The 22,754-nt window shown below is 69.7% G+C and carries 19 protein-coding genes, 1 tRNA gene and 3 pseudogenes; 10 read left to right on the top strand and 13 right to left on the bottom strand.

Annotation, left to right across the window (positions count from 1 at the left end):
• Nucleotides 1–250: 250 nt before the first annotated feature.
• From OG293_RS02650 to OG293_RS02635, 4 genes are all read left to right on the top strand, one after another.
• Nucleotides 251–1,948: a lysyl oxidase family protein gene (locus OG293_RS02650; RefSeq protein WP_405997113.1), complete on the top strand. Its 1,698-nt coding sequence runs from the start codon at nt 251–253 to the stop codon at nt 1,946–1,948.
• A gap of 369 nt (nt 1,949–2,317) precedes the next feature.
• On the top strand, nt 2,318–3,976 hold the full coding sequence (locus tag OG293_RS02645) for an FAD-dependent oxidoreductase (RefSeq protein WP_405997112.1): 1,659 nt from the start codon (nt 2,318–2,320) through the stop codon (nt 3,974–3,976).
• Entirely contained in the window at nt 3,973–5,430 is a 1,458-nt protein-coding gene (locus OG293_RS02640; RefSeq protein WP_405997111.1) for an ATP-binding protein, read from the top strand. The genes OG293_RS02645 and OG293_RS02640 overlap by 4 nt, the downstream gene beginning before the upstream one ends.
• Nucleotides 5,431–5,460: 30 nt before the next feature.
• A complete protein-coding gene (locus tag OG293_RS02635) occupies nt 5,461–5,820 on the top strand; it encodes a UBP-type zinc finger domain-containing protein (RefSeq protein WP_405997110.1) in 360 nt (119 codons plus the stop codon).
• A 78-nt stretch (nt 5,821–5,898) separates the two neighbouring features.
• On the opposite strand, the gene OG293_RS02630 is transcribed toward OG293_RS02635, so the two are convergent.
• The 7 genes and pseudogenes from OG293_RS02630 to OG293_RS02600 all read right to left on the bottom strand — a co-directional run bounded on the left by OG293_RS02630 (nt 5,899) and on the right by OG293_RS02600 (nt 12,819).
• On the bottom strand, nt 5,899–6,219 hold the full coding sequence (locus tag OG293_RS02630; protein ID WP_405997109.1) for a GYD domain-containing protein: 321 nt from the start codon (nt 6,217–6,219) through the stop codon (nt 5,899–5,901).
• 19 nt (nt 6,220–6,238) lie between these two features.
• Nucleotides 6,239–6,535, bottom strand: coding sequence for a DUF3303 family protein (locus OG293_RS02625; protein ID WP_405997108.1), 297 nt, complete (start codon nt 6,533–6,535; stop codon nt 6,239–6,241).
• Nucleotides 6,536–6,682: 147 nt separating this feature from the next.
• Nucleotides 6,683–8,926, bottom strand: a complete 2,244-nt coding sequence (locus tag OG293_RS02620) for an endonuclease (RefSeq protein ID WP_405997107.1) — start codon at nt 8,924–8,926, stop codon at nt 6,683–6,685.
• 403 nt (nt 8,927–9,329) lie between these two features.
• Nucleotides 9,330–9,764 (bottom strand): annotated as a pseudogene (locus OG293_RS02615) (GNAT family N-acetyltransferase); the annotation flags it as partial.
• A 211-nt stretch (nt 9,765–9,975) separates the two neighbouring features.
• Nucleotides 9,976–10,716 (bottom strand): SDR family NAD(P)-dependent oxidoreductase, encoded by a 741-nt coding sequence (locus tag OG293_RS02610; RefSeq protein ID WP_405997106.1) that lies wholly within the window; start codon nt 10,714–10,716, stop codon nt 9,976–9,978.
• Nucleotides 10,679–12,166, bottom strand: a complete 1,488-nt coding sequence (locus tag OG293_RS02605; RefSeq protein WP_405997105.1) for an MFS transporter — start codon at nt 12,164–12,166, stop codon at nt 10,679–10,681. Before OG293_RS02605 ends, OG293_RS02610 begins: the two co-directional genes overlap by 38 nt.
• The gene (locus tag OG293_RS02600; RefSeq protein ID WP_405997104.1) at nt 12,163–12,819 is read right to left on the bottom strand and encodes a TetR/AcrR family transcriptional regulator; all 657 of its coding nucleotides are present in this window, start codon (nt 12,817–12,819) and stop codon (nt 12,163–12,165) included. The genes OG293_RS02605 and OG293_RS02600 overlap by 4 nt, the downstream gene beginning before the upstream one ends.
• A gap of 136 nt (nt 12,820–12,955) precedes the next feature.
• On the opposite strand from OG293_RS02600, the pseudogene OG293_RS02595 reads away from it, so the two are divergent.
• Nucleotides 12,956–13,816, top strand: a pseudogene (locus OG293_RS02595) (AMP-binding protein); the annotation flags it as partial.
• A 140-nt stretch (nt 13,817–13,956) separates the two neighbouring features.
• Entirely contained in the window at nt 13,957–14,199 is a 243-nt protein-coding gene (locus OG293_RS02590; protein ID WP_405997103.1) for a hypothetical protein, read from the top strand.
• Nucleotides 14,200–14,703: 504 nt separating this feature from the next.
• On the opposite strand, the gene OG293_RS02585 is transcribed toward OG293_RS02590, so the two are convergent.
• Entirely contained in the window at nt 14,704–14,991 is a 288-nt protein-coding gene (locus OG293_RS02585; RefSeq protein ID WP_406003846.1) for a hypothetical protein, read from the bottom strand.
• Nucleotides 14,992–15,033: 42 nt separating this feature from the next.
• Between OG293_RS02585 and OG293_RS02580 the strand changes: the two are divergent.
• Nucleotides 15,034–15,357: pseudogene (locus tag OG293_RS02580) on the top strand (YncE family protein); the annotation flags it as partial.
• 453 nt (nt 15,358–15,810) lie between these two features.
• Nucleotides 15,811–16,356: a hypothetical protein gene (locus OG293_RS02575; protein WP_405997102.1), complete on the top strand. Its 546-nt coding sequence runs from the start codon at nt 15,811–15,813 to the stop codon at nt 16,354–16,356.
• Nucleotides 16,357–16,471: 115 nt separating this feature from the next.
• Here the strand turns inward: OG293_RS02575 and OG293_RS02570 are convergent, their stop codons facing one another.
• The gene (locus OG293_RS02570; RefSeq protein ID WP_405997101.1) at nt 16,472–16,819 is read right to left on the bottom strand and encodes a DUF4253 domain-containing protein; all 348 of its coding nucleotides are present in this window, start codon (nt 16,817–16,819) and stop codon (nt 16,472–16,474) included.
• A gap of 355 nt (nt 16,820–17,174) precedes the next feature.
• Between OG293_RS02570 and OG293_RS02565 the strand changes: the two genes are divergently transcribed.
• Complete coding sequence (locus OG293_RS02565) at nt 17,175–18,755, top strand: sigma-70 family RNA polymerase sigma factor (RefSeq protein WP_405997100.1); 1,581 nt, start codon at nt 17,175–17,177, stop codon at nt 18,753–18,755.
• A 40-nt stretch (nt 18,756–18,795) separates the two neighbouring features.
• Here the strand turns inward: OG293_RS02565 and OG293_RS02560 are convergent, their stop codons facing one another.
• The 3 genes from OG293_RS02560 to OG293_RS02550 all read right to left on the bottom strand — a co-directional run bounded on the left by OG293_RS02560 (nt 18,796) and on the right by OG293_RS02550 (nt 20,845).
• Nucleotides 18,796–19,173, bottom strand: coding sequence for a YrdB family protein (locus tag OG293_RS02560; protein WP_405997099.1), 378 nt, complete (start codon nt 19,171–19,173; stop codon nt 18,796–18,798).
• A gap of 221 nt (nt 19,174–19,394) precedes the next feature.
• Nucleotides 19,395–19,489 (bottom strand) — tRNA-Asp (locus OG293_RS02555).
• 57 nt (nt 19,490–19,546) lie between these two features.
• Nucleotides 19,547–20,845: an FG-GAP repeat domain-containing protein gene (locus OG293_RS02550; RefSeq protein WP_405997098.1), complete on the bottom strand. Its 1,299-nt coding sequence runs from the start codon at nt 20,843–20,845 to the stop codon at nt 19,547–19,549.
• 213 nt (nt 20,846–21,058) lie between these two features.
• Here OG293_RS02550 and OG293_RS02545 point away from each other — a divergent pair, with 213 nt between their 5' ends.
• Nucleotides 21,059–21,349 carry a DUF1232 domain-containing protein gene (locus OG293_RS02545; RefSeq protein WP_405997097.1) on the top strand — a complete coding sequence of 97 codons (291 nt, stop codon included), beginning with the start codon at nt 21,059–21,061 and terminating at the stop codon, nt 21,347–21,349.
• 207 nt (nt 21,350–21,556) lie between these two features.
• Here the strand turns inward: OG293_RS02545 and OG293_RS02540 are convergent, their stop codons facing one another.
• Nucleotides 21,557–22,747 carry an ABC transporter ATP-binding protein gene (locus OG293_RS02540; protein WP_405997096.1) on the bottom strand — a complete coding sequence of 397 codons (1,191 nt, stop codon included), beginning with the start codon at nt 22,745–22,747 and terminating at the stop codon, nt 21,557–21,559.
• Nucleotides 22,748–22,754: the final 7 nt, after the last annotated feature.

The raw sequence follows: 22,754 nt of genomic DNA, 5'->3' as shown, positions 1-22,754 counted from the left end.
CTATCACAACCGAGACCTTCAAGCTTAGGTGGAGGAAATTGCGCAGGGACGGCCTGATCCACCATCCGGGACTCATTTCCGGACAACGATCAGGCACTTGCGAGTCACCAGGCAACCCGCCCTGTCATCCGCGGATCTCACAGGCCGGCCACGATTCCCCTCAGAACTGCCGACCGTATCCGGTCGATGCTCTGCGCGTGTGCCGCCTGTTCAGCCCCATGTCCCAGTGGCACTCGTAAACGAGGAACTGATGACCAGACATCACCGCGATCGCTTATGGCGTTCGGCGCTCGCCGCAACAGCAGCATTCACCGTGATCGCCGGCGTGGCCGGCGCGGCGCCCGTGGGCGCGAAAGCGGAAACCTCTCCCAAGCTCCGGCTGATCGCCGCGTCGAACTCCGTGACGCTCGACCGGTGGGAGGGAGAAACGGGGGTCTACCTGGACCTCGGCACGTATGTCACTTCCGAGGGAAGCCCCTTCGAATTCAATGTGACGCGCAAGTCCTACAAGGACCCGGTGGTCGCCAAACAGATCATCCGCGAAGGGACGAAAACCCGGACCAGGGATCTCCCCGCGGGTCTGGTGAAGGACTTCTCCGGCCTGTCCGACTTCGTCCAGATCACCCTCACCGACGCTGGCGGCAAGCAGGTGGTCAACCGCACGGAGACCTTCTGTCCCAACAACGCGTCCGGGCGGGTACGCCCCGATGCCCCGGCCAAGTCGAAGTATCCCGAGAGCTGTCCCACGAACCCCTTCACACTGGGCTCGGTGTGGGGCGTCGAGAACGGCTGGGCGTCCAACACCTACGCGGGCTACTACTCCAACCCGGTGGATGTGCCCGCCGGGGAGTACACCGCCAAGGTGTCCGTGACCAAGCGCTACCGCGACCTGTTCAACCTGCCGAACGAGACGAAGACGCTGAAGGTGTCGGTGCGTGAGCGCAAGCCCGAGGGGGGCGGCGGCGCAGGCGCTGCGGCTCGGGGCTCGCACAGCTCCACGGCGTCCGGTCACTCCGGTCACTCCGGCCACGGAGCCGGAGCACCCGGGCAGGCGCCGAGCGGGACGGGTCACGCCTACCACCAGGGTCGCGGCGCCGATGCCCCCGCCCCGCCCGCCCTTCCGTACGCCGTCAAGCATGCGCACGCCATGGCGCACGCCGGCGACGGGCCCGGCCACACCGACGGCTCCCGGATCGCTTCCGCGCTCAAGGCCAACGCACAGCGCCCCACGGGCCGGGCGAGCGTGCCGAACGTACCCAAGCCCGACCTCCGCTCGCTGCCGGCCTGGGACATCGGTATCTCCGACGGCGAGGACGGCGACGCCCCCGGCAAGGACTACATGGTCTTCAGCGCCAACGTGTGGAACGCGGGCCCGGCACCACTGGTCGTGGACGGCTTCCGGAGCCCGGGCAAGGACCTGATGGATGCGTATCAGTACTTCTACGACGCCAACGGAAAGCAGGTCGGCTACACGCCCACCGGCACCATGGAGTGGGACGCGCGGGTCGGGCACGAGCACTGGCACTTCACGGACTTCGCCAGCTACCGCCTGCTCGGCGCCGACCAGAAGGAGATCGTGCGCAGCGGCAAGGAAGCCTTCTGCCTCGCCAACACCGACGCCATCGACTACACGGTGAAGAACGCCAACTGGCACCCGAACAACACCGACCTGTCCACCGCATGCGGCCAGCAGAGCTCGCTGTCCGTACGTGAAGTGCTCGATGTCGGATCCGGCGACACGTACACGCAGAACCGTCCCGGCCAGTCCTTCGACGTGACCGATCTGCCGAACGGCACCTACTACATCCAGGTGATCGCCAACCCCGCGAAGCGTCTCCAGGAGACCAACCTCAACAACAACGTCGCCCTGCGCAAGGTCGTCCTCAGCGGCACCACGGGCGCCCGCAAGGTGACCGTCCCTCCGCACGACCTGATCAAGGTCCCCTGACCACCCGGTCGTCAGGGCGAACCGAAGACAGGGCCCGCTCGCGCTCGCGCGAGCGGGCCCTGTCCGTGCCGCATGAGCGCCCTCCCAAGGTGAGCTGGCCGTCGAAGCGACATGACCTGGTGGAGCGGCGCAGCGACGACTGCCCCACGCCGCCCGGCGACTGAGCGGTGTGCGCTCCGCCCGTGCGCTCCGCCCGTGCGCGGCGATCGTGCGCACGCGGCGCGGGCGTCCGGCACGGGCCGAGCCGACGCCGACCGGTGCCGCGCCGGGCTGTCGAGCGGGCTTCCGTCCCCCTTGCCCGGCGGGTGCCGGCGGTCACGCTCGGTCATTCCCATCGCGTGCGTGATCCGCGCGGCGCATGATGGGGGCATGGCGAAGCCGACCATCCTGACCGTCGATGACGATCCGGGAGTCTCCCGAGCCATCGCCCGAGACATCCGGCGCCGGTACGGCGACCGGTACCGCGTGGTGCGCGCGCCTTCCGGTGAAGAGGCCCTGGAGGCGTTGCGGGAGGTCAAACTGCGGGGCGAGCCGCTCGCCGTGATGATCGCGGACTATCGCATGCCCACGATGAACGGCGTGCAGTTCCTTGAGGCGGCCATGGATCTCTTCCCCCTCGCCAGACGGGTGCTGCTGACCGCGTACGCCGACACGGGCGCGGCCATCGACGCGATCAACATCGTCGATCTCGACCACTATCTGCTCAAGCCGTGGAGTCCGCCGGAGGAGAACCTCTATCCGGTGCTGGACACACTGCTGGAGCTGTGGGCGGCGGCGCCCGACCTGGAGTCGGGCGAGACACGGATCGTCGGCCACCGCTGGTCGGCGCCGTCGTTCGCCGTCCGCGAGTTCCTCGCCCGCAACCTCGTCCCCTACCGCTGGCTCTCCGCCGACGAACCGGAAGGCCGGCGGCTGCTCGACGCGGCGGGGCTCACGGCCGACGACGTGCCCCTCGTGGTCACGGCCGAGGGCAAGACCCTGCAAGCACCGACCGAGACCGAACTCGCCGCCCACGTCGGCCTCACCACCACGCCCGCCTCCGACTTCTACGACGTCGTCGTCATCGGAGCCGGTCCCGCGGGGCTCGGCGCCGCCGTCTACGCGGCGTCCGAGGGGCTGCGCACGGTCCTGGTCGAGCGCAGCGCGACCGGTGGACAGGCCGGGCAGAGCAGCCGAATCGAGAACTACCTGGGCTTCCCCGACGGGGTGTCCGGCGCTCAGCTCACCGACCGGGCGCGCCGCCAGGCCGCGCGGTTCGGCGCCGAGATCCTCAGCGCCCGGGAAGTGGTCTCCCTGGAGGCCGCCGGGGCGGGCCGGGTGCTCCGGTTCAGTGACGGGACCTCGATCGGCGCGCACACCGTCGTCCTCGCGACAGGCGTGTCGTACCGACGGCTTCAGGGGCCGGGCCTCGAGGCCTTCACCGGAGCGGGCGTCTTCTACGGGTCGGCCTCGTTCGAGGCGGCGAACTGCGTGGGGGAGGACGTGTACATCGTCGGCGGAGCCAACTCCGCGGGCCAGGCCGCCGTCTACTTCTCCCGCTACGCGGACCGCGTCCATCTCCTCGTCCGCGGAGCCGACTTGACCCGGTCGATGTCGCACTATCTGGTGGCGCAGATCGAGAGCATCGCCAACATCCTGGTTCACCCGCACACCGAAGTGGCGGGCGGTGAAGGGGACCAGCATCTGGAACGGCTGATGCTGCGCGACAACAGCACCGGCGCCGTCACCACGACCGACGCCTCCTGGCTCTTCGTCTTCATCGGCGCGGAGCCGCCCACGGGATGGCTGGACGGCGTCGTCACCCGCGACGAGCGTGGCTTCGTCCTGACCGGTCCCGACCTGTTGTCCCAAGGCGCGCGCCCCGCACGCTGGCCGCTGTCGCGCGACCCGTACCACCTGGAGACCAGCGTGCCCGGTGTCTTCGCCGCCGGCGACGTGCGCGCCGAATCGGTCAAGCGGGTCGCGTCGGCGGTGGGGGAGGGCGCCATGGCCGTCACCCTGGTGCATCGCTACCTGGAGGCGCAATGAATGCCCCGGGCCCGCGCACCCGGCTCACCGCGGCCGAGATCCGGGACCTGTTTCTCTTCGAGAGCCTGGAGGAGAGGCAACTGGAGTGGCTCGCCGACCGGGGGCGGGTCGAGACGCGGCCCGGCGCAGAGCCCGTCTACTCCCAGGGTGAGGCGGCCACCTGCTTCTTCGTGCTCCTCAGCGGCACCGTGGCCGTCGTCCGCCGCCTCCACGGCGACGACATCGAGCTCACCCGCACCGACCACAAGGGCGTGTACGCCGGAGCCACACAGGCCTACCTCGGCGATCGGGTGGACCAGGTCTATCCCAACACGCTCCGGGCCATCACCGACGCCGAATTCTTCGTGCTGCCCGCCGAGGAGTTCGCCCACGCTGTACGCACCTGGTTCCCGATGGCGCTGCATCTGCTGGAGGGCCTCTTCTTCGGGACACGCGCGAGCAACACCATCATCGGCGAGCGGGAGCGCCTGGTCGCGCTCGGCTCGCTGACCGCCGGGCTCACCCATGAGCTCAACAACCCCGCGGCAGCCGCGGTACGCGCCACCGACACCCTGCGTGACCGGGTCACCAAGATGCGCCACAAGCTCGCCCTCATCGCCGACGGCCGCGTCGACGGCACCCGGTTGCACCGCCTGGTCGAGATGCAGGACGAGGCGGTCCGGCGCGCGTCCAAGGCCCGCAAGCTCTCGGCGATCGAGGCGTCGGACGCCGAGGACGAGCTCGGGGACTGGCTGGAGGACCACGGAGTCGGACGGCCGTGGGACATCGCCCCGGTCCTGGTCGCCGGTGGCATCGACCCGTCCTGGTTGTCCGACGCGACGGACAGCCTGGGGGAGGAGAACCGGCAGGCCGCGGTCGGCTGGCTCACGTACACGATCGACACCGAGCTCCTGATGGGAGAGATAGAGGACGCCGTCAACCGCATCTCCGGCCTGGTGGAGGCGGCACGCCAGTACTCTCAGCTCGACCGCGCCTCGAAACAGCCCGTGGACGTCCATGAGCTGCTCGACGCGACCCTGGTGATGCTCCAGGCCAAGATCCCTCCGGGCGTGAACGTCGTGAAGGACTACGACAGTGCTCTGCCGCCGGTACCGGCGTACGGCGCTGAGCTCAACCAGGTGTGGACGAACCTCATCGACAACGCACTGGGCGCGATGGAGGGAAGCGGGACGCTCACGATCGCGACCCGGTGCGACGGCGACCACTTCTTCGTGGAGGTCCGCGACACCGGTCCCGGAATCCCGCCCGACATCCGGCCGCGGATCTTCGAGCCCTTCTTCACGACGAAACCGGTCGGTGAAGGCACGGGACTGGGACTCGACATCTCGTACCGGATCGTGGTCGACAAGCACCACGGCGACATCCGCGTGGAATCCCGGCCGGGGGACACCCGGTTCCGCGTCTCGCTGCCGGTGGACCCGCCCCCGGACGACGGGGTTGCAGACTCCGGCTGAGGCCGGGACATGCAGGAGAGGAGCGACGAAATGGCGGACGAACAGATCCCGGGAATCGACGTCGACGCCAGGCCCAGCGGCGACGGCTGCGTCGAGTGTCTGGCCGGTGACGGGCCGGGCTGGTGGATGCACCTGCGGCGCTGCGCCGAGTGCGGGCACATCGGCTGTTGCGACTCGTCACCTTCGCAGCACGGGACGCGGCATGCCAGGGAGTCGGGGCACCCCTTCATCACCAGTTACGAGCCGGGTGAGGACTGGTTCTGGAACGTGCGGACCCAGGAGTACTACGAGGGACCGGAATTGGCGGCCCCCACCTCTCGTCCCGTCACCCAGCCGACACCGGGACCCCGGGGCGCGGTGCCCGCGGACTGGCAGCGGCAGCTGCACTGATGCGTCCCCCGGCGACCGGACAGGGAGCATCCCAAGGCGGGCGTCGTCTCGCGTGATGTACAGGCGGGCGGTCTCAGGTCAGGCGCCGGGGGCCCGGTAGTCGACCTTCCTGCGGACCGCCTCGTCGATCTCCTCGGGCGTCAGCAGCGCGACCGTGCTCGTACGTACGCCACCGGACGACGAGGCCACCAGGCCTACGGCCGCGACCGCGGCGTTGTCCGGCAGCTCGGCGACGAGGTACACATCGTCATCGCCCAGGGCCCAGTTCATCGATTCGAGCCGGCCTCCGAGGCTCTTGACCATGGTGTCGACGACCTGACGGCGTGCGGTGCCGCCTTCCTTGATCAGGCCTTTCAGCCCGTCTGCGGTCAGTTTTGCCTTGATGAGGTACTTCGGCATGGGTGTTTCACCGCCTCGGTCAGCCGGAGCCGTATGCCTGGAGACCGGCCTGGACGTCGTTGAAGTCCATCACCGGTATCAGACTGATCCTGGCGCCGAGTTCCTGGAAGAAGGGCTCGGCGGCGGACGGGATCCGGGTCGGATTCTGCAGGTCGAAGACGATGAAAGCGGTGCGGAGCCCGTCCTTCGCCCCGAAGTAGGCGGCCTCCGGCTTCAGGTGCTCCAGAGCCGACCGCACCGTCGCGCCCATACTCTCGTCCTTGATCGCCCTGTTGGCCTTCTCCGTGTCGAACTGGACGGTCATCAGTACCCTCATGGGAGCTCCACCTCACTGTCTGTCGACGGGTGCAGCGTGATGTGTGAGGGATGCGCAGCGCATCGCGCCTCTACTTCTATGGTCCCGCTGCCGTGGCGCGACTGCATCCTGGGCGGTCGCGGTCGCGACCGGGGGTGAGGGGGTCCGTCATGTCCAGGCGCCGGCGAAGTCGATCTGTTCGGCCCACTCCGGGTGGTCTATGAGGGGATTGCGATTGCCCTGTATCTCGGCTGTCGCCGTGTTGCGGTGGCGTTCGTACTCACCCACCGGGTTGTCCTTGTGCCAGGACAACAGCAGGCTCAGGCGCTCCCGTTGGAGCTCGCGCGCCTCGTTGCCGATGAACCCGGGGTAGCGCAGCAGGAAGTAGAGCGTCGCCCTGGCGACCGGCCCCTTGCCGGACGACGGCTCGAACCTGTCCGGCTCACGGCGCCCGCACGCCTGCCGCACCACTTCCTCCGTGTCGGCGAAGTCGAAGTACGGGGTGTTCCCGCGGAAGCTGTTGCACTCCGATTCGCAGGCGAAGAGGTGGTGCAGGTCGCCGCGCATGGGCTCCTTCTTGGCGAACCAGGACTGGGGCACCACATGCTCGCAGTTGAACGGCAGCGCCGCCTCCAGCGCGTCGAACTGGGCCTCCAGCTCGGCCGGTCCCGGCGCGCTCTCGTGCAGCAGGAATTCCTGCCAGCGTCCGATCCGCACGGCCTCCACCGCGGCGTCGGCCCGTATGAGCTCCTCAGGGGTGAAGTCCTTGCCCGAGTAGATGCTCCGCAACTGCTCGTCGGGATGCAGGTCCACCCACGGGTAGAGCATGCGCATCGGCTTGTACGCCGGCCGGTGCACATGCGTCGCCTCCAGCAGCTCGCCGAGCGCGCGACGCATGTCGCTCGGGTTGCCGGGACGGATGTCCGCGTAGTAGGCGGTTCGTGCGGTGTCGTCCGCCTGCGCGTCGTAGTAGGGGCGGGCCCGGCCGGTCGCGAGGTTGACCATCGCGGCTGCCAGGTCGGTCTCCGCGGGGGACTGGCCGTCGATGTGCCCGATCCCGGGAATCGGCTCCACCGGGTAGGGGGTGACCGGACCAGGGGCCGAGCCCGCGGCGGGCGGCAGGGGCTGGGGCTGGAGCGCGGTCGGGGGCGGTGTCTGTCCCTGGGGCTGGACCCTGCCCTGGAGGGTCGAGGCGTCGAGGCTGACCGTGATGTGCAGGGGAATGCTCCACTGCACGGTGCCACCGGGCGCTGTCTGCTGCCCGGCTCCGCTCACGGCGAGGCTCTGCGGCCCGACGCTGTTCATCCCGTTCGACGGCGGCGGTGAGGCCTCCACCGGGTGAAGGGCCGCTCCGGCGGCGAACAGTTCCTCGCGGAGCGCGGCTGCCGAGCCGGTCAGAGGTGCCTGCCGGAGTGCGGCCAGTACGCGGCTGATCCGTATGCCCTCGTTGGCCTTCCAGGCCAGCCGGTTCTCACCCATGCCCGGCTCCCAGACCGTCCCGTCGACGGAGAGGGGCCGGCCCTGGTCGTCGGTGCGCGGTACACCGGCATGATGCAGCGCGACGACCTCCCACTGGTCGTTGAAGACCGGCGAGCCCGATGAGCCGGGTGCGGTGTCGGTCTCGTAGTGGAGGAATGTCTCCAGCAGGTCCACGACCTTGTTCTCACGCAGCGCGAGCTGTTTGGGTTCCCCGTTGGGATGCTGGACGATATTGACGATCTCGCCGAGGATGACTTTCCCCTCGGCCTCCTTGAGAGGCAGCCGGCCGAACGGCGAGAGCGGTCGGCCGTCCTGTGAGTGCTGCGTCACGGCGACGACGCTGAAGTCGAGAGCGCGGTCCGTGACGAAGAAGGTCCCCGGTTCCAGGGCGAACACCACAGGATTGAGCAGCGTCCCGTCCATGCCCGCCTGGAAGTTGAATTCGACAACACCGCGGAACGCTTCGTCCGCCGAGTGCAGCACATGGTTGTTGGTCATCAGGAGCGAGGGGGACACAAGGAATCCGGTGCCGTGGAAGGTTCTGCCGCCTCCCCGGACGGTGATCCGCCCGACCGAGCGGGACGCAAGGAAGCCCGTGTCGAGGAAGCCGACGCCGATGAGGTCGTTGCGCCCCATGAGGCGTTCCAGCCCCAGCAGATCGGCCCCGGCGGTGTCCGGGTCCAGATTCAGACTGCTTCCCGGGGTGGCTTCCCGGGGTGTCTGTTCGATCTGCTTGGCCATCGACAGATCGGCGCCGAGGCGTGCCAGCCGTTTGCTGACCCGCTCGGGGGAGTCGGCGTACAGGATGCCGTCCTCGTCGAGAACCCGCAGGTTGCGGGCTCGGTCCGCGGCGCGCATCGCGTAGCGTTCGCCGGCGCTTCTCGCCTGTGCCAGGTACTCCGCCTCCGCCCGGGGCAACTGCTCCACTGCCATGGCGGCCCGCCTCCTTGTGGCCCTCGTCCGTGTCCGGGTTCCGCAGGTTCCACCCCTCTTCCATTAGGGCATGAAATGTCCCTTACCGCTCACTCGAATGGCGGCATGCACGGCACTCGGGAGCACCCAACTACAGAGGCCCAGCCACCCGGTTACTGAGGCCCAGCCACCCGGTGCGGCCGGACGGCGGCAACCGTCCGGAGGACCTGCCGGGGGCTCCCCGAGGTCCGGCCGGCGACCTTCGTGCCGCACAGGCGCTGTGCGGCCCTGCGGCACCGTGCCACCGCGGTACGGCGGCATCGGCTACCAAGCGGGAGGCGTTGCCGCGACGGCTCCCCGACGGCCCGTTCCCGGGCAGCGTCCGCCGGTCCGGCCGGCCTTGTGGCGGTGCTGTTGCCTGCGACTACGACGGCAGGTGCGTCAGATCCCGGACATAGCCCATGCCCGGCCGGCCGTCGAGCACGATCTCGCCGGTGGGGACGAATCCGGTACGGGCCAGCACGGCGCGCGAGGCGGCGTTGTCGAGCGTGGTCACCGCACGCAGGGTGGTGAGGCCGTACTCCGCCACGGACAGGGCGCAGGCCTCACGGACGGCGGAAGTCGCCAGACCGCGCCCGGCGGCGTTCTCGGCGATGCGGTATCCGAGCTCCGCCGAACCGTCCGCCACATCGACGAGGTTGACCCGCCCCAGCACCGCACCGCTCTCGTCCACCAGCACGTGGAAGACGCACAGCCCGATGGCCTGCTCGGCCAGCAGGGCACTGTGCCGGGTCTCGAAGTGCGCGAAGTAGTCGTCGCCGCGGTCGGGGACCGACGCGGCGAAGAAGGCACGGCTCTCCGTAAGTTGTTAGGCGGCCCGGGAGGGCCGGGTGTGGCTGACGGTTCTCTGCCATCAGTGGCTTCGAAGGAGTGGCCGCCCGGCTCTCCGGGGCGCCCTGACTGCTGATTGAGATGTGCGCGCCTTGTGCGGTCGCTGATTACGGAGATGACAGCGGGGTGTTCCTCGGGCCGACGGCATGCCGAACGGCGCGAGGAGGGGCGAGTGCGCCTCATCGGCCGCCGGAGACCCGTAGCACCGCTCCCGTCGTGAACGAGGCGTCGGCCGACAGCAGCCAGGCGACCGCGCCCGCGATCTCGGACGGCTCGCCCGGCCGCCCGAGCGGCGTCTGCGCGGCCGTTTTGGCGGGGCGCTCCGGATCGCCCATGGCTGCGTGCATCTCGGTCGTGATGACCCCGGGAGCGACCGCGTTGACCCGGATGCGGTCGGGGCCGAGCTCCTTGGCCAGTCCGACGGTCAGTGCGTCGGTGGCTGCCTTGGTCGCGGCGTAGTGGACGTACTCGCCGGGACTGCCGAGGGTCGCCGCCGCCGAGGAGATGTTGACGATGGCGCCCGAACCGCGGACCGCCATGTCCCGGGCAGCCCTGCGGCAGCACAGCAGATACCCCAGGAGGTTCACCTTCAGCACCCGGCGCAGGTCTTCGGTGCGGGTGTCGGCGAGCCTGCCGAGGGGGCCGGTCACACCGGCGTTGTTGACCAGTCCGGTCACCGGCCCGAGTTCGGCGCCCGCGATGTCGAACAGCCGCTCCACGTCCGCCTCGTCGGAGGTGTCCACCCGGACCGTGACACACCGCGCCCCCGCTGCCCGGACCGCGGTGGCCGTCTCCTCGGCGGCGCCGCTGTTGCTGATGTACCCCAGGGCCAGGTCGTGCCCGTCGGCCGCCAGCCGGACGCAGGTCGCCGCGCCGATGCCTCTACTGCCGCCCGTGACGATCGTGACCGGACGTGACATACGTTGCCTCCCGCGACTGCTGATCGGTACATGGTTCGCCGTCAAGTCGTACCTCATCACTGGCGAGTTCCGCCTTCGGCGCAGGCCGGGACGGCAGTATCGACGCCGGGATCAGGGCCAGAGCGGACATGGCGGCCAGGACCAGAAGGGTCGGGCCCGTCGCGGAGACGGGCGCGGACGCGGAGCGAGCGGGGGACGCGCCCAGCAGCATCGTTCCGGCGGCGACGGCGATGCCGAGGGCGGGCCCGACATTCACGGCGGTCTGTTTGAGCCCGCCGACGACCCCGGCGTACCCGGTCGGCGCGTCCCCGACGACGGTCCCGGTGGCGGTGACCATCACAGTGGCGAACCCCGCACCGAGCAGGGCGAACGTCGCGCCCGTGGCCGTCCACGATCCGGCCGCGCCGAGCCGGGACAGGCCCACGATGCCCAGGACGACGAGGACCGTACCCGCGACCGCGCTGCGACGCGGGCCGTACCGGCGCAGGGCGATACCGGCGACCGGTGCGCCCAGGACCATGAACACGGTCAGCGGAAGCACCCGCAACCCGGTGGCCAGCGCGTCGAGTCCGAGCACGTCCTGAAATACGAACGTGGTCACGAACAGCGCGCCGAACAGTCCGCCGCTGGTGACGAGCAACATCACCATCGACGCTGCCACCGGCACCGACCGCGCCACCACCGGCGGCACGATGGGATGCGCGGCACGGCGCTCGTGCAGCACAAGACCGGCCGCGACACAGACGGCGGCGGTGAGCCCGAGCAGCGTGGGCGGGGCGGTCCATCCCCGCGTCGGAACGCCCGCCAGGGCATGGACGAGGACGGCGAGTGCCGTCGCGAGCAGGGCCGCGCCGGTGAGGTCGAGCCGCTGGGATACGGCCCGTGGCGTCGCCGGCACCCGCACGGCGAGGGTGAGCGCGGCGATGGCGAGCGATATCGGGATGTTGATGACGAACACCGAACGCCATCCGAGGTGCGCGACGAGTACGCCCCCGAGCAGCGGACCGGCCGCCGCGGCCACCCCGATCGCGCTCGTACGGATGGCGATCGCCGCACCGATGCGGTCCGCCGGGTAGGCCAGCCTCAGCAGGGCGAGCGTCGCCGGCTGGAGCAGCGCGCCGAACACGCCCTGCACGGCGCGCAGTCCGATCACCCAGCCGATGCCCGGCGCGAGTGCGATGCCCGCCGACGCGGCGGCGAAGCCGAGTACGCCGATGAACAGCAGCCGCCGGTGTCCGTACCGGTCGCCCAGACGCCCCGCGATGACCAGGAGCGCGGCCACCGCGAGGAGATAGCCGGTACTGGTCCACTGGACCTGGGCCACGGTCGCGCCGAGATCCTGTTGCAGGCTGGGCTGAGCCACCATCAGCACGGTGCCGTCCAGTGCGACGATCATCGCACCGGCCACGGCGGCGAAGAGTGCGAAGCGGTGTCGTGCGGCTGCGGTCATGCGTTCACCGGGCCGAGGTGGGCGTCGAGGGCGGCCGCCACGAGCCGGTCGAGGAGGTCGTCGTCGGACGTGCCGACCACCGATGGTGAGGCGCCGAGGACGAGTTGAAGGCTGCCCCAGGCCCAGAGCTGGGCGACGCCGTGCAGATTGGACCAGAGGGCCGCGGCGATGACCGCGGCGGGGGTTTCCGCGTCCTGCGGCGTCTCGCTCCCCTGGCCGACGCGATCGGCGCGGCACCGGGCGACCAGCCCGGCGAAATGCTCGAAGAGCGGGAGGGTCGACTCGCGAAGCGGTGGCTGGCCCGACACCTCGTTCTCACTGGTGAGCAGGTCGTGCCGGAACATCAGCTCGAACATGCCGCGGCACTCCAGCGCGTAGGCGACGTATGCCCGCCCCAGCGCCCGCAGTTGACCGTGCGGCGAAGCCGCCCCGCGTGCGGCCGTCGCGAACCGCGCGCCGAGGTCGGCGAAACCGCGGCGGGCGATCGCGGAGAGCAGAGCGTGGTGTGTCGGAAAGTGCCGGCGCGGAGCCCCGTGGGACACCCCTGCCCGGCGGGCGATCTCGCGCAGCCCGAGCGAGGCGGTTCCCTCGGTCAGCACGAGGTCCACTCCGACGTCGACGAGTCGTTCTCTCAGTGAGCTCCCGGATTCCATGCGCAGTGTCTACAGCACGAGCGTAGACACTGTCTACTCGTGGCGCTAGCGGCGCTCCGCGCCCACTCGGTGGGCTGCGCCATGGAACCGAGGGTTGAGTGCTTTGCGATCTTTTTCCGTGGAAGCGGGGCGGCCACTGCAGGCGGGCGGACGCGTGGTCCTGTGCCCGTCACCGGACCCCGACACCGCGTTCCCCCTGATAGAACGCGAGCGAGTGACCATCACCGGCCTGGTACCGCCGCTCGCTCTCGCCTGGACACATGCAGCCCCCGCCACCTCGTGCGACCTGGGGAGCCTCGACGTCCTCCTGGTGGGTGGCGCCAAGCTCGGTGAAGAGGCGGCCCGGCGTGTGCGGCCCGCCCTGGCCTGCACGCTCCAGCAGGTCTTCGGCATGGCCGAGGGACTCGTCAGCTACACCCGGCTGGACGACGACGAGGAGACCGTCCTCACCACCCAGGGACTGCCCATCTCGCCCGACGACGAGATCCGCATCGTCGACGATGAGGACATCGACGTCCCACCCGGAGCCACCGGCCATCTCCTGACCTGCGGTCCCTACACCATCCGCGGCTACTGGCGCGCGCCCGAGCACAACACCCGCTCCTTCACCCAGGACGGCTTCTACCGCACCGGCGACATCGCCCGCGCCACCCCCACGGGACACCTCGTGGTCGAAGGGCGCGCCAAGGACCAGATCAACCGAGGCGGCGAGAAGATCGCGCCCGAAGAGGTCGAGAACGTCATCCTCGGACACCCCGCCGTGCACGACGTGTCCGTCGTCCCGGTCCCCGACGACTACCTCGGCGAACGCACCTGCGCCTACGTCATCCTCCGCGCCGGGGCCGAGCTGCGCCCCGCCGCACTGCGACGGTACGTACGCGAACGCGGCCTGGCCGCCTACAAAGTTCCCGACCGCGTCGAGTTCGTCGGGCGGTCCGACCAGTGGCGGGACCTCGCGGGCCCCACCGAGTCCGACGCGCTCAACGCCCTGCTGCGCATAGCCGGGTTCGAGGGCGGCGACGGTCTCACCCGGGAGAGCGTCCTCGCCACCCTGCGTCACGAGGCAGTGCGCTGGCGGCTCTCCCCGAACGGGTCCTGAACGCCGTTCTCGGCATCGTCACCAACAATGCCCGCCTGATGCGTACCCACAGGCACCACGTCTTCGACGGAGACGTGCTGTTCTTCACCGCGGCCGCACCCCGGGCCGAGGACTGGCTGGCCCCCGAAGCCTGGCGGCCGTATATGACCGGCCGGCTCGACGAGCACCCGCTGGACTGCCTGCACCCCGAGATGACACAGCCGCGGCAGCTCGACGAAATCGCCGGCGTGCTCGCTGTCCGGCTGGAGGAACTCGGCGCACGGCGCGCACCGTCGACCTGACCCCACCACCCCGAACCACTCACCGAGACACCCGTCGTGTGTGCCACCCATCACCGAACGGCACCCGCATCTCCAAGCTCTGGAGGAACCACCATGTCTCGTGCCCGTACCGCAATGCACCGCCGGATCCTGCTGGCCGCCGCCATATCCACGACCTGCGCGTTCGGTCCGGTCGGTGTGGCCGCGGCGGACACCCCGGCGCAGGTGCACGTCCGCCAGGCGTCCTACACCGTGGACTCGGCCCCGCTGGGACAGGGGTGGTACCAGTCCGCCTACTCCGCGCGGAACAACGTCCTGTGGTTCACCAGCTCGGTCGGATTCCCCCCGGTCACGCAGTCCCGGCTGCTCAAGGTCGACCCGCAGACCCTGAAGGTGAAGGCCGCCTACACGCCTCCGGTCAAGGACGAGGCCACAGGCGCGCGGGAGGGCCGTCTACGGTGTGGCCGTGGACGACGTCCACAACACCGTGTGGGTCACCAACACCCTCGACAACTCCCTCACCGTCTACAGCCAGCGCACCGGCCGGCACCTCGTATCGCTGCCCGGCGTGAAGCACGCCCGCGATGTCGTCGTGGACGAGCGGCGCAACCTGGCCTGGGCCACCGGCCTGGAGGACGGCAGCGTCGTCGCCTTCGACACCCGTACGTTCCAGCAGAAGCGGCGGATCGCCGCCGAGGGCTCCGCGCCGACGGGTGTGGCCGTCGACGGGCGCACCGGCACGGTGTACGCGGCCGACCTGAACAACGGCCGGCTGATCGAGGTTTCCCCCACGTCCGACGAGCCCCGGCTCATTTCGGCAGGCCAGGGCACCATCGACGTCGCCCTGTCGGCCGGACCGCCTACACCGCCAACCAGGGCAGCGGCTCCGTCTCCGTCATCGATCTGCGTACGGGAGCGGTGCAGAGGGAGATCGCGACGGGCGCGGGGACCCTGGCCGTGGCGACCGACGTCTGCACCGGCCATGTCTTCGTCGCCAACCGGGTGGCCGGGACGACGACGGTGGTCGATCCGCGCAGGGGAACGGTCGTCGCGGACCTGTCGACGTGCGCGAACACGGACCACGTCATCGTCACACGCGGCACTGCCTACGTCGTCGACAAGGCGGCGGTCGGCGCGGAGACCATGGACTCCATCCACCGTATCCGCGCCACCGGCTGACCACACCGGGGCACACAGCCGACGCAGCGTCCCGCTGTGCGCGGCGGGACCCGCGGCGACCGCCGTCGCGCCGGAATCACGCGCGAGTGATTCCGGCGCGACGGAGACCGGCTGCGACGCGAGATCGGCTCGCGCCCGGGGCCATGAACGCCGCTCGCCTCTGTTCCGTTCGCTCCGCGGATCGTTGTGGGGCGCGTCGAGTGAAGGCCGGTCAGCCGCCGCCGACGACAACACCGGTGAGGGACAAGGCCGATGCCCGTATTTCTCCGGCCACTGAAGTCTGCCCCGGACGTCCTCGTCGGACCGTGGTCGTGGGCATGTTCTCGTACGGTTGGAGACACCGGAACACCAACACGATCCGCCACCCAAGGGTGAATTGCAGCCGCGGCGTTCTGAAAAACCGTTCCTGTAGGTAACATCCGGCCAACAGGTAGGTGAGGAAAGAGAGCAGCCATGCCGGAGAACACCCACAACCTTCAATCCCAATACGCTCAGCAGGTCGCCGCCGATCTGGAGCGGAACGCGAAAGAGCAGGACCGCATCAAGACGGAGGCGGCCGCACTGCAGGACCTGTTGGAAACCCTGCAGAAGGACCACTCGCTGCTGGTGAGTGTGCAGACCGCCCTGGGGGGCGAGTCGGCCGAGGCAGACGCCAAGAAGGACAGTGGTCCCGCTGTTCCCAAGGCCCGGCGTGCCCATGACGACGCACCCGCCGGCAAGGGCAGGCGCACCAAGCGGACGCCCAAGCCGACGAACGGTGCGAAGCCCGCCGTCCCGCTGCGGGAACTCGTCGTCGGGGTGCTGGTGGAACGCAAGTCGCCGTCGTCGGCGGCCGAAGTCGCACAGGAGCTCGCCCGCACACACCCCGAGCGCTCGCTGAACATCACCCTGGTGCGCAACGCTCTCGAAGCGTCGGTCGCGAGGAACCAGACCGAACGCAGCAAGCAGCAGAATTCCGTGTACTACAGCGCAATCGAGAAGGAAGCGGCGAAAGTCTGAGCGATACCGGCACCGGGGGCACCGGCGCACGGCTCACGTGAAGAAGGCGTTGCCGAACAGCTTTGTCGTGGCGGCGGTCGCCTTCTCGACGGGCAGGCTTTCCGCTCGTCTTTCCCTAACCAAGGGCTGTCCCGTAATCCCCACCTGGCGCCTGACGCCGGCTACGGCACCTCGCTGCGTTGTCGGGCTCATCCGAATACGACCCGTATGAGGACGACCCTCCGCCTTGCGATGCACCGCATCTACCGCCGTGCGCTGACCCGCCGGGGATGACGGGACGACCCTTGGTCCCATCAGAACGACCATGAATGAGCACGGCATGGGTCGCATACTCGCGCAGCGCCGTGTGAGGGCCCTGAGTGAGGTTGTCCGGGCAGAAGGCGAGGTGCTCGGCGGCGACCGCCTCCGCCTCGGTCTGCGTGTGCGGAGGAGCCGCCACGGAGACCACGAGCTGGTCGAACATGAGTGCTACGATCCCGTATCCCGAAGCGGTCCTCCCAGGAGCGCAGGACGGCACACATTGGCCCTCTCGTTTGGATCAGACCCTGGGCGGCCCCACCGACAGTGCCCGGTGGCGTCCCCGGCATACAGGTCCGGGCCCAGGTCGTGTCCGGCCAGTCTCGCCTGGTCCGTGACCCGCCCTTGGGGGGCGGACGCCGATGCCTTGCGGACACTCCCTAGGATCGGGTCCCCGCCGTGCCGAGGGGAGCACGCCGGCGCTTCTCCCGGTTTCTGTTATCGGCCCGGGCGCACGGCATCTCCCGTTCTGTGGGTCGGAAAAGGTCCGAGCCGGGGAGCAAGAGGGGTGTGGAGAGAACGTGAGCGGCGACCTCAAGACCGCGGTGATCATGGCGGCGCAGTCCGGGGACCAGCAGGCCCAGGACCGGCTCGTCGCCGAATGTCTGCCGCTGGTCTACAACATCGTCGGCCGGGCCCTTCAGGGTCACGCGGACGTCGACGACGTCACGCAGGAGACGATGCTCCGGGCCCTTGCGGGCCTGCACGGACTGCGTGACCCGGGAAGTTTCCGGTCCTGGCTGGTGGCCATCACGGTGAACCAGATACGAGGGCACTGGAGGCGGCACCGGGAGGCGCCGCTCGACGGCGGCCTGGACGACGCGTACGACCTCGCCGATCCCGGAGCGGACTTCGTCGATCTGACGATCGCCCGACTCGGACTGGCGGGGCAGCGCCGCGAGGTGGCCGAAGCGACCCGCTGGCTCCACGAGGACGACAGGTCGCTCCTCTCGCTGTGGTGGCTGGAGGCAGCCGGCGAGCTCACCCGGGCCGAGGTCGCCGACGCGCTGGAGCTCTCCCCCCGGCACACGGCCGTACGCGTCCAGCGGATGAAGGCCCAACTGGAGGCGTCCCGTGTCGTGGTGCGCGCACTGTCGGCCGATCCGCGCTGTGTGCTCCTTGAGCCGCTGGTCGAGGAATGGGACGGCGTACCGTCCGCGCTGTGGCGCAAGCGCATGGCCCGGCACGCCCGCGAATGCACGGTCTGCTCCGGCTTCTCGGCCGGACTCGTTCCCGCAGAGCGGCTCCTTGCCGGGCTGGCACTGGTGCCCGTCGCCGTCGGTGCGGCCCTTTCGCGGAGTCCGCATCTCGCCGTCGTCGGGGCCCATCATGACCCGGTGGCCGAAGCCGCCCGTGACTGGCGTGCCCGGAGCCGGGAGGGACAGCGCCGACTCGATCGCGCTCGCCGCCGTCGCCGTACGAGCGGTGTGGCGCTGGCCGTCGCCGTTCTCGTCACCGCGGGAGGCGCCATCCAGTTGTACGCGGACGACCGGGACGGAGAATCCGGGACGAGGGCCACGACGGCCACCGACGCGGAAGTGGTCCTGCCGCTCGGGCGCTCGGCCGAGCCCGACCCGTCGCACTCGCCGAGCAGCAAGAGCCCGTCCCCGTCTCCTTCGCCGCCCCGGACCCCGTCGCCGCGTCCCGCGACCAAGAAGCCGGCCCCACGCCCGTCGACCGCGGCACCCGTCCCGGCACCCGATTCCGGTGGGCCCGCGTCGACGGCAGCGGCCCAGGTACTGGCCCTGGTCAACGCGGAGCGGGCGAAACAGGGCTGTGCGCCGGTACGGGACAACCAGCGTCTGGACACGGCAGCCCGTCTGCACTCCGAGGACATGGCGGCGAACGACTACTTCTCCCACACGAGCCAGGACGGGAGGGATCCGGGGGACCGGATCGCCGCAGCGGGCTACGACTGGAGCACGTACGGCGAGAACATAGCGCGGGGCCAGCAGACCGCTGCGGACGTGATGAACGGCTGGATGAACAGCCCCGGCCATCGGGCCAACATCCTCAACTGCGCCTTCAAGGACATGGGCATGGGGATCCATGACGGCGTGGGCGGGCCGTGGTGGACGCAGGCGTTCGGGTCGGGCAGCTGAGGGCGCCGACGGTGAACCGGCCTGATCCGCAGAACGGGTTCTAGCGGCGGCGGAACGTCTCGGCCAGCGCCGTGTTCACGAGCACCGCCACGCCGAAGGCGATCGCGGGGCCCCGGTGCCCCAGGTCACACAGAGCCCAGACGCTTCCGCCCAGGACAACTGCCTTGACCGCCAGGACCCCGGCGAGCGGTGGTCGGAACCGGGCTCGTGGGGCGGCGAACAGCCCCCACAGCGCGATCGCCGCCGTGAGCACCGCAATGCCCAGCAGGACACCCGCCACACCGCCGCCCGCCGTGCGGTAGCCCCAGATCGCCCACAGCGCGAGCGCCGCCAGCTCCACGAGAAGCGCCAGTACTTCGTTGGCCGCGAACCACGGCCTGTCTTTCAGCGCGGCCGGCGTCTCGTTCTCCTCAGGCATGCGACCAAGCCTTCCCGTTCGGCGCCGTGATCCTCCTGCCCTGCCCCGGCGCGCTCCGGCGTCAGTTGCTCTCGGGCGTGGCAGGGGTGGATCGTGGGCGCCCGGTGGTACGGCGAAGCCGCCCGCCCGGTCTCCCGGGGCGGACGGCTCGTGTCGCGATGTTCAGAGTTCGAGATCGGCTACGGCACAAGGGTCCTTGGCCGCTGGACGACACCGGCATGAGCCGGCGGCGGGATTCGAACCCGCGTTGCTCTCTTGACAGGAGAAGTACCCGTGGCCTGCGCACCTGAACGCGTTCACGGTAGTCCCGGCCGGCCGCGCAGGCACGCGAATAACGCGCAGCGGACCGGCGCGACCGCGTGGAGCGCCGGGATCACATCACGGCGTCGTATCCCTCCCAGTACCGGTTCACCTTCACGCGTGCCCCGAAGGGCAGGGCCGCATTGCCGGTGCCCTCGTACAGCCACATCACACCCGCCGTGTCGCGCGCGATCAGATCGGCGTGCCCGTCACCGCCGACATCGCCGTATGCCACCAGCGCGTTGTAGATGTTCCAGCCGGAGCCGACCTTCATCCGCGCCTTGAGCGGCGCCGCCGCACTGCCGGTGCCCTCGTACAGCCACAGGCCGCCCGAGGAGTCCCGCGCCAGCAGATCCGCGTTGTCGTCCCCGGTGAGGTCCACTCCACCGGTGAGCGAGCCGTAGATGTTCCAGCCGGTGCCGATCTTCGTACGGGCCGTGAGCGGTGCGGCGTCGTTGCCGGTGCCCTTGTACAGCCACAGCGTGCCGTCGGAGCCCCGGGCGATCAGATCCGGCTCTCCGTCACCGCTGAGGTCACCCGCGCCGCGCACGGACGTGTACTGCCCCCAGCCGGAGCCGACGTCCACCGGCTTTCCGAGCTTCATCACCTCGCCCGGGAGCGTGGGATGGAACCACAGATGACCCGAGGAGTCCCGGGTGAGGACATCCCCGCCCTTGCCACGGACGGTGATGGGCGCGGTCTTCGTCAGCAGGTCGTACTGGTCGAAGGCGGTGGAGACCCGGCTCCGCCATTCGATGTCGAGAGGTCCGAGCTCGCCGTAGGAGAAGCTGTGCGACCACAGCGTGCCGGTCTTGTCCCGCCCGAGCAGCCAGTAGTCCATCGCGGGCGCGCGGTTGCCGACCGCCGCGGTGAACGCACTGTTCGCCGCCTCCGTGCTGCCCGTGAACGAGGCACTGACGTCGATCTTCCATGCCTGGGCGTCGGTGTTCGCGCTCACCGAGTACGAGATGGTGTGGTCGCCCGGGGGGAGTTCGCACGAGACCGTCTCGGACACGATCGTCGCCGGGTAGCGGCAACGCGCGTCCGTACCCGATGCCTGGATCCCGAGCGTCCACTCCTCGTTGAGATCCCACCACCGCTGCTCCTGCGACGGCTTGAACGCCACCGTGAGCTGCCCTGCCTCAGCCGCGTGCACCGTCACCGTGTGTGTGACCTTGCCGCCGGGCTGAACATCCGGTGTTTCCAGCGTGATCGGGCTTCCCTCCGGCGCCGCGGCCGTGGCCACGCCTCCCGTGAGCCCCACAAGGCCGGCGGCCACCATGGCGACCGCTCCGCCGACAGCCCCCAGGCGTGCCCCGCCCCGCTGCGGAACTCCTTGTCTGACGCTGTGCCGTTTCAGTAATCCGCGCATGCGCAGCCCCTCCCCTGATCGGTTACGTCACTCACTTGACGATCTGACCCATCGGTCGGGTTCCCTGTGGATCAACGCCCGGCGCGCTGTAGCGGCCGATCAGCCGGACGGCATGCCTGTGATCACTGTGTACGGAGGTGGGATACTCGGTCAGAACGGGGTATCCCCCTACAAGGGAGACAGGAGCGGCCGTCAAGGGAGACAGGAGAGGCCGTGCATACCGAATCGTGGATGGTGGTGGCGGTTGTCGCCGTCCTGGTCGCCGTCACCGTGGTGCTGGCCGGCATGCTCACGGTCAGGCTGGTGAAGGCACGGCGGCTGCTGCGCGACGCAGGGATTCCCGCGACGAACAAGCTGGTCTTCTGGGGTGCGCTGATCTACCTCGTCAGCCCGGTCGACCTGCTGCCCGACCCGATCCTCCTCGACGACATCGGCATTCTGCTGCTCGCGCTGCGCTCGCTCCAGGCGGCGGCGGAGGGTGCCCAGGTGGCCCGCCGCCGCTGACACGCGGGCCGGGCCGGGCGGTCCGGCGAGGGCGGCCTACGCGTGGGGAGGACATCGCCGAGGCGTATCTGTTCCGCTCCACGCAGACGATCACCGGCTGCACGGTGCTGACCGTCCAAGGCGCACCGTCCCCGTCCTGTCCCGTGCTGTCCGAGGGGGACTGTGCACGGACGCGTGCAGCCGTACGGCAGTGGACGCGCCCGGCCCTCACTCCCCGCTGTTCTCCCGGCGGGTGAGGTTCACGCCGGTGCCCGGGTCGAAGACATGGATCCTTGATGTGTCGACCCACAGCGCGGCCCGGCTTCCCTCGCGGATCTCCGTCTGCGTACTCAGCCGTGTGACGATCTGGTGGCCGCTCGCTCCCGAGTCCGCGACGCCCGAGTCGGCGGCCAGCTCCGCCAGTTCCGAGGTGGCGGCCGGTCGCCAGTCCTCGTCGGTGAAGTAGGTGTACACGTCGGAGCCGAGCGACTCCACCACGTCCACAGTGACGGTGAACGTGCAACCCGGCCGGCCCGGGTCCACCAGCGACGCGTCCTCGAAGGCTTCCGGCCGCAGGCCGACGATAAGTTCACGCGGAGCGTTGCGGAGCTCCAGACGCCGGCGCACCTCGTCGCTCAGCGGGATCTCGCCGACGATGGTGCGCAGCACGTTCTCCTCCAGCTCGGCGTGGAGGAAGTTCATGGCGGGCGAACCGATGAACCCGGCCACGAAGAGATTGCGCGGCTCGTCGTACAGATGCTGCGGTGTGCCGACCTGCTGGACCAGTCCGCTGCGCATGACGACCACCCGGTCTCCGAGCGTCATCGCCTCGGTCTGGTCATGGGTGACATACACGGTGGTGGTGCCCAGCCGCTGCTGCAGACGGGAGATCTGGGTGCGCATCTGCACGCGGAGCTTGGCGTCCAGGTTGGAGAGCGGCTCGTCCATCAAGAACGCCTTGGGGCTGCGGACGATGGCCCGCCCCATGGCCACGCGCTGGCGCTGTCCGCCCGAGAGGTTCGCGGGCTTGCGATCGAGATGGTCCGTCAGATCGAGGATGCGCGCCGCCTCCTCGACCTTGCGTCTGATGTCGGACTTGTCGAATTTGGCCAGACGCAGGGCGAAGCCCATGTTGTCGCGCACGGTCATGTGCGGATAGAGCGCGTAGCTCTGGAAGACCATGGCGATGTCACGATCCTTGGGCGGCTTGTCGTTGACGACCTGATCGCCGATGCGGAGCGTTCCCTCGGTGATGTCCTCCAGCCCGGCGATCATGTTGAGTGTGGTGGACTTGCCGCAGCCGGACGGCCCGACCAGGATGACGAACTCCCCGTCTCCGACCTGGAGGTCGACGTCCTTCACGGCGAGGGCGCCGTCGGGATACCTCTTGGTGATGCCCTCGAGAACGATCTCGGCCACGGTCGGT

It is taken from the genome of Streptomyces sp. NBC_00829, from assembly GCF_045161795.1.
In the GTDB taxonomy this organism is placed as follows: Bacteria; Actinomycetota; Actinomycetes; order Streptomycetales; family Streptomycetaceae; genus Streptomyces.
Note: the sequence above shows the minus strand (reverse complement) of the source record. Positions and strands in the feature narration are given on the sequence as shown.

Bases quoted from the DNA above. Each gene is read 5' to 3' on its own strand.
- OG293_RS02600 (WP_405997104.1), bottom strand. From the start codon at position 12,819: ATGGAATCCGGGAGCTCACTGAGAGAACGACTCGTCGACGTCGGAGTG.
- OG293_RS02645 (WP_405997112.1), top strand. From the start codon at position 2,318: ATGGCGAAGCCGACCATCCTGACCGTCGATGACGATCCGGGAGTCTCC.
- OG293_RS02590 (WP_405997103.1), top strand. From the start codon at position 13,957: ATGCGTACCCACAGGCACCACGTCTTCGACGGAGACGTGCTGTTCTTC.
- OG293_RS02610 (WP_405997106.1), bottom strand. From the start codon at position 10,716: ATGTCACGTCCGGTCACGATCGTCACGGGCGGCAGTAGAGGCATCGGC.
- OG293_RS02605 (WP_405997105.1), bottom strand. From the start codon at position 12,166: ATGACCGCAGCCGCACGACACCGCTTCGCACTCTTCGCCGCCGTGGCC.
- OG293_RS02625 (WP_405997108.1), bottom strand. From the start codon at position 6,535: ATGAGGGTACTGATGACCGTCCAGTTCGACACGGAGAAGGCCAACAGG.
- OG293_RS02575 (WP_405997102.1), top strand. From the start codon at position 15,811: ATGCCGGAGAACACCCACAACCTTCAATCCCAATACGCTCAGCAGGTC.
- OG293_RS02585 (WP_406003846.1), bottom strand. From the start codon at position 14,991: ATGAGCCGGGGCTCGTCGGACGTGGGGGAAACCTCGATCAGCCGGCCG.
- OG293_RS02570 (WP_405997101.1), bottom strand. From the start codon at position 16,819: ATGTTCGACCAGCTCGTGGTCTCCGTGGCGGCTCCTCCGCACACGCAG.
- OG293_RS02560 (WP_405997099.1), bottom strand. From the start codon at position 19,173: ATGCCTGAGGAGAACGAGACGCCGGCCGCGCTGAAAGACAGGCCGTGG.
- OG293_RS02640 (WP_405997111.1), top strand. From the start codon at position 3,973: ATGAATGCCCCGGGCCCGCGCACCCGGCTCACCGCGGCCGAGATCCGG.
- OG293_RS02550 (WP_405997098.1), bottom strand. From the start codon at position 20,845: ATGCGCGGATTACTGAAACGGCACAGCGTCAGACAAGGAGTTCCGCAG.
- OG293_RS02635 (WP_405997110.1), top strand. From the start codon at position 5,461: ATGGCGGACGAACAGATCCCGGGAATCGACGTCGACGCCAGGCCCAGC.
- OG293_RS02630 (WP_405997109.1), bottom strand. From the start codon at position 6,219: ATGCCGAAGTACCTCATCAAGGCAAAACTGACCGCAGACGGGCTGAAA.
- OG293_RS02650 (WP_405997113.1), top strand. From the start codon at position 251: ATGACCAGACATCACCGCGATCGCTTATGGCGTTCGGCGCTCGCCGCA.
- OG293_RS02620 (WP_405997107.1), bottom strand. From the start codon at position 8,926: ATGGCAGTGGAGCAGTTGCCCCGGGCGGAGGCGGAGTACCTGGCACAG.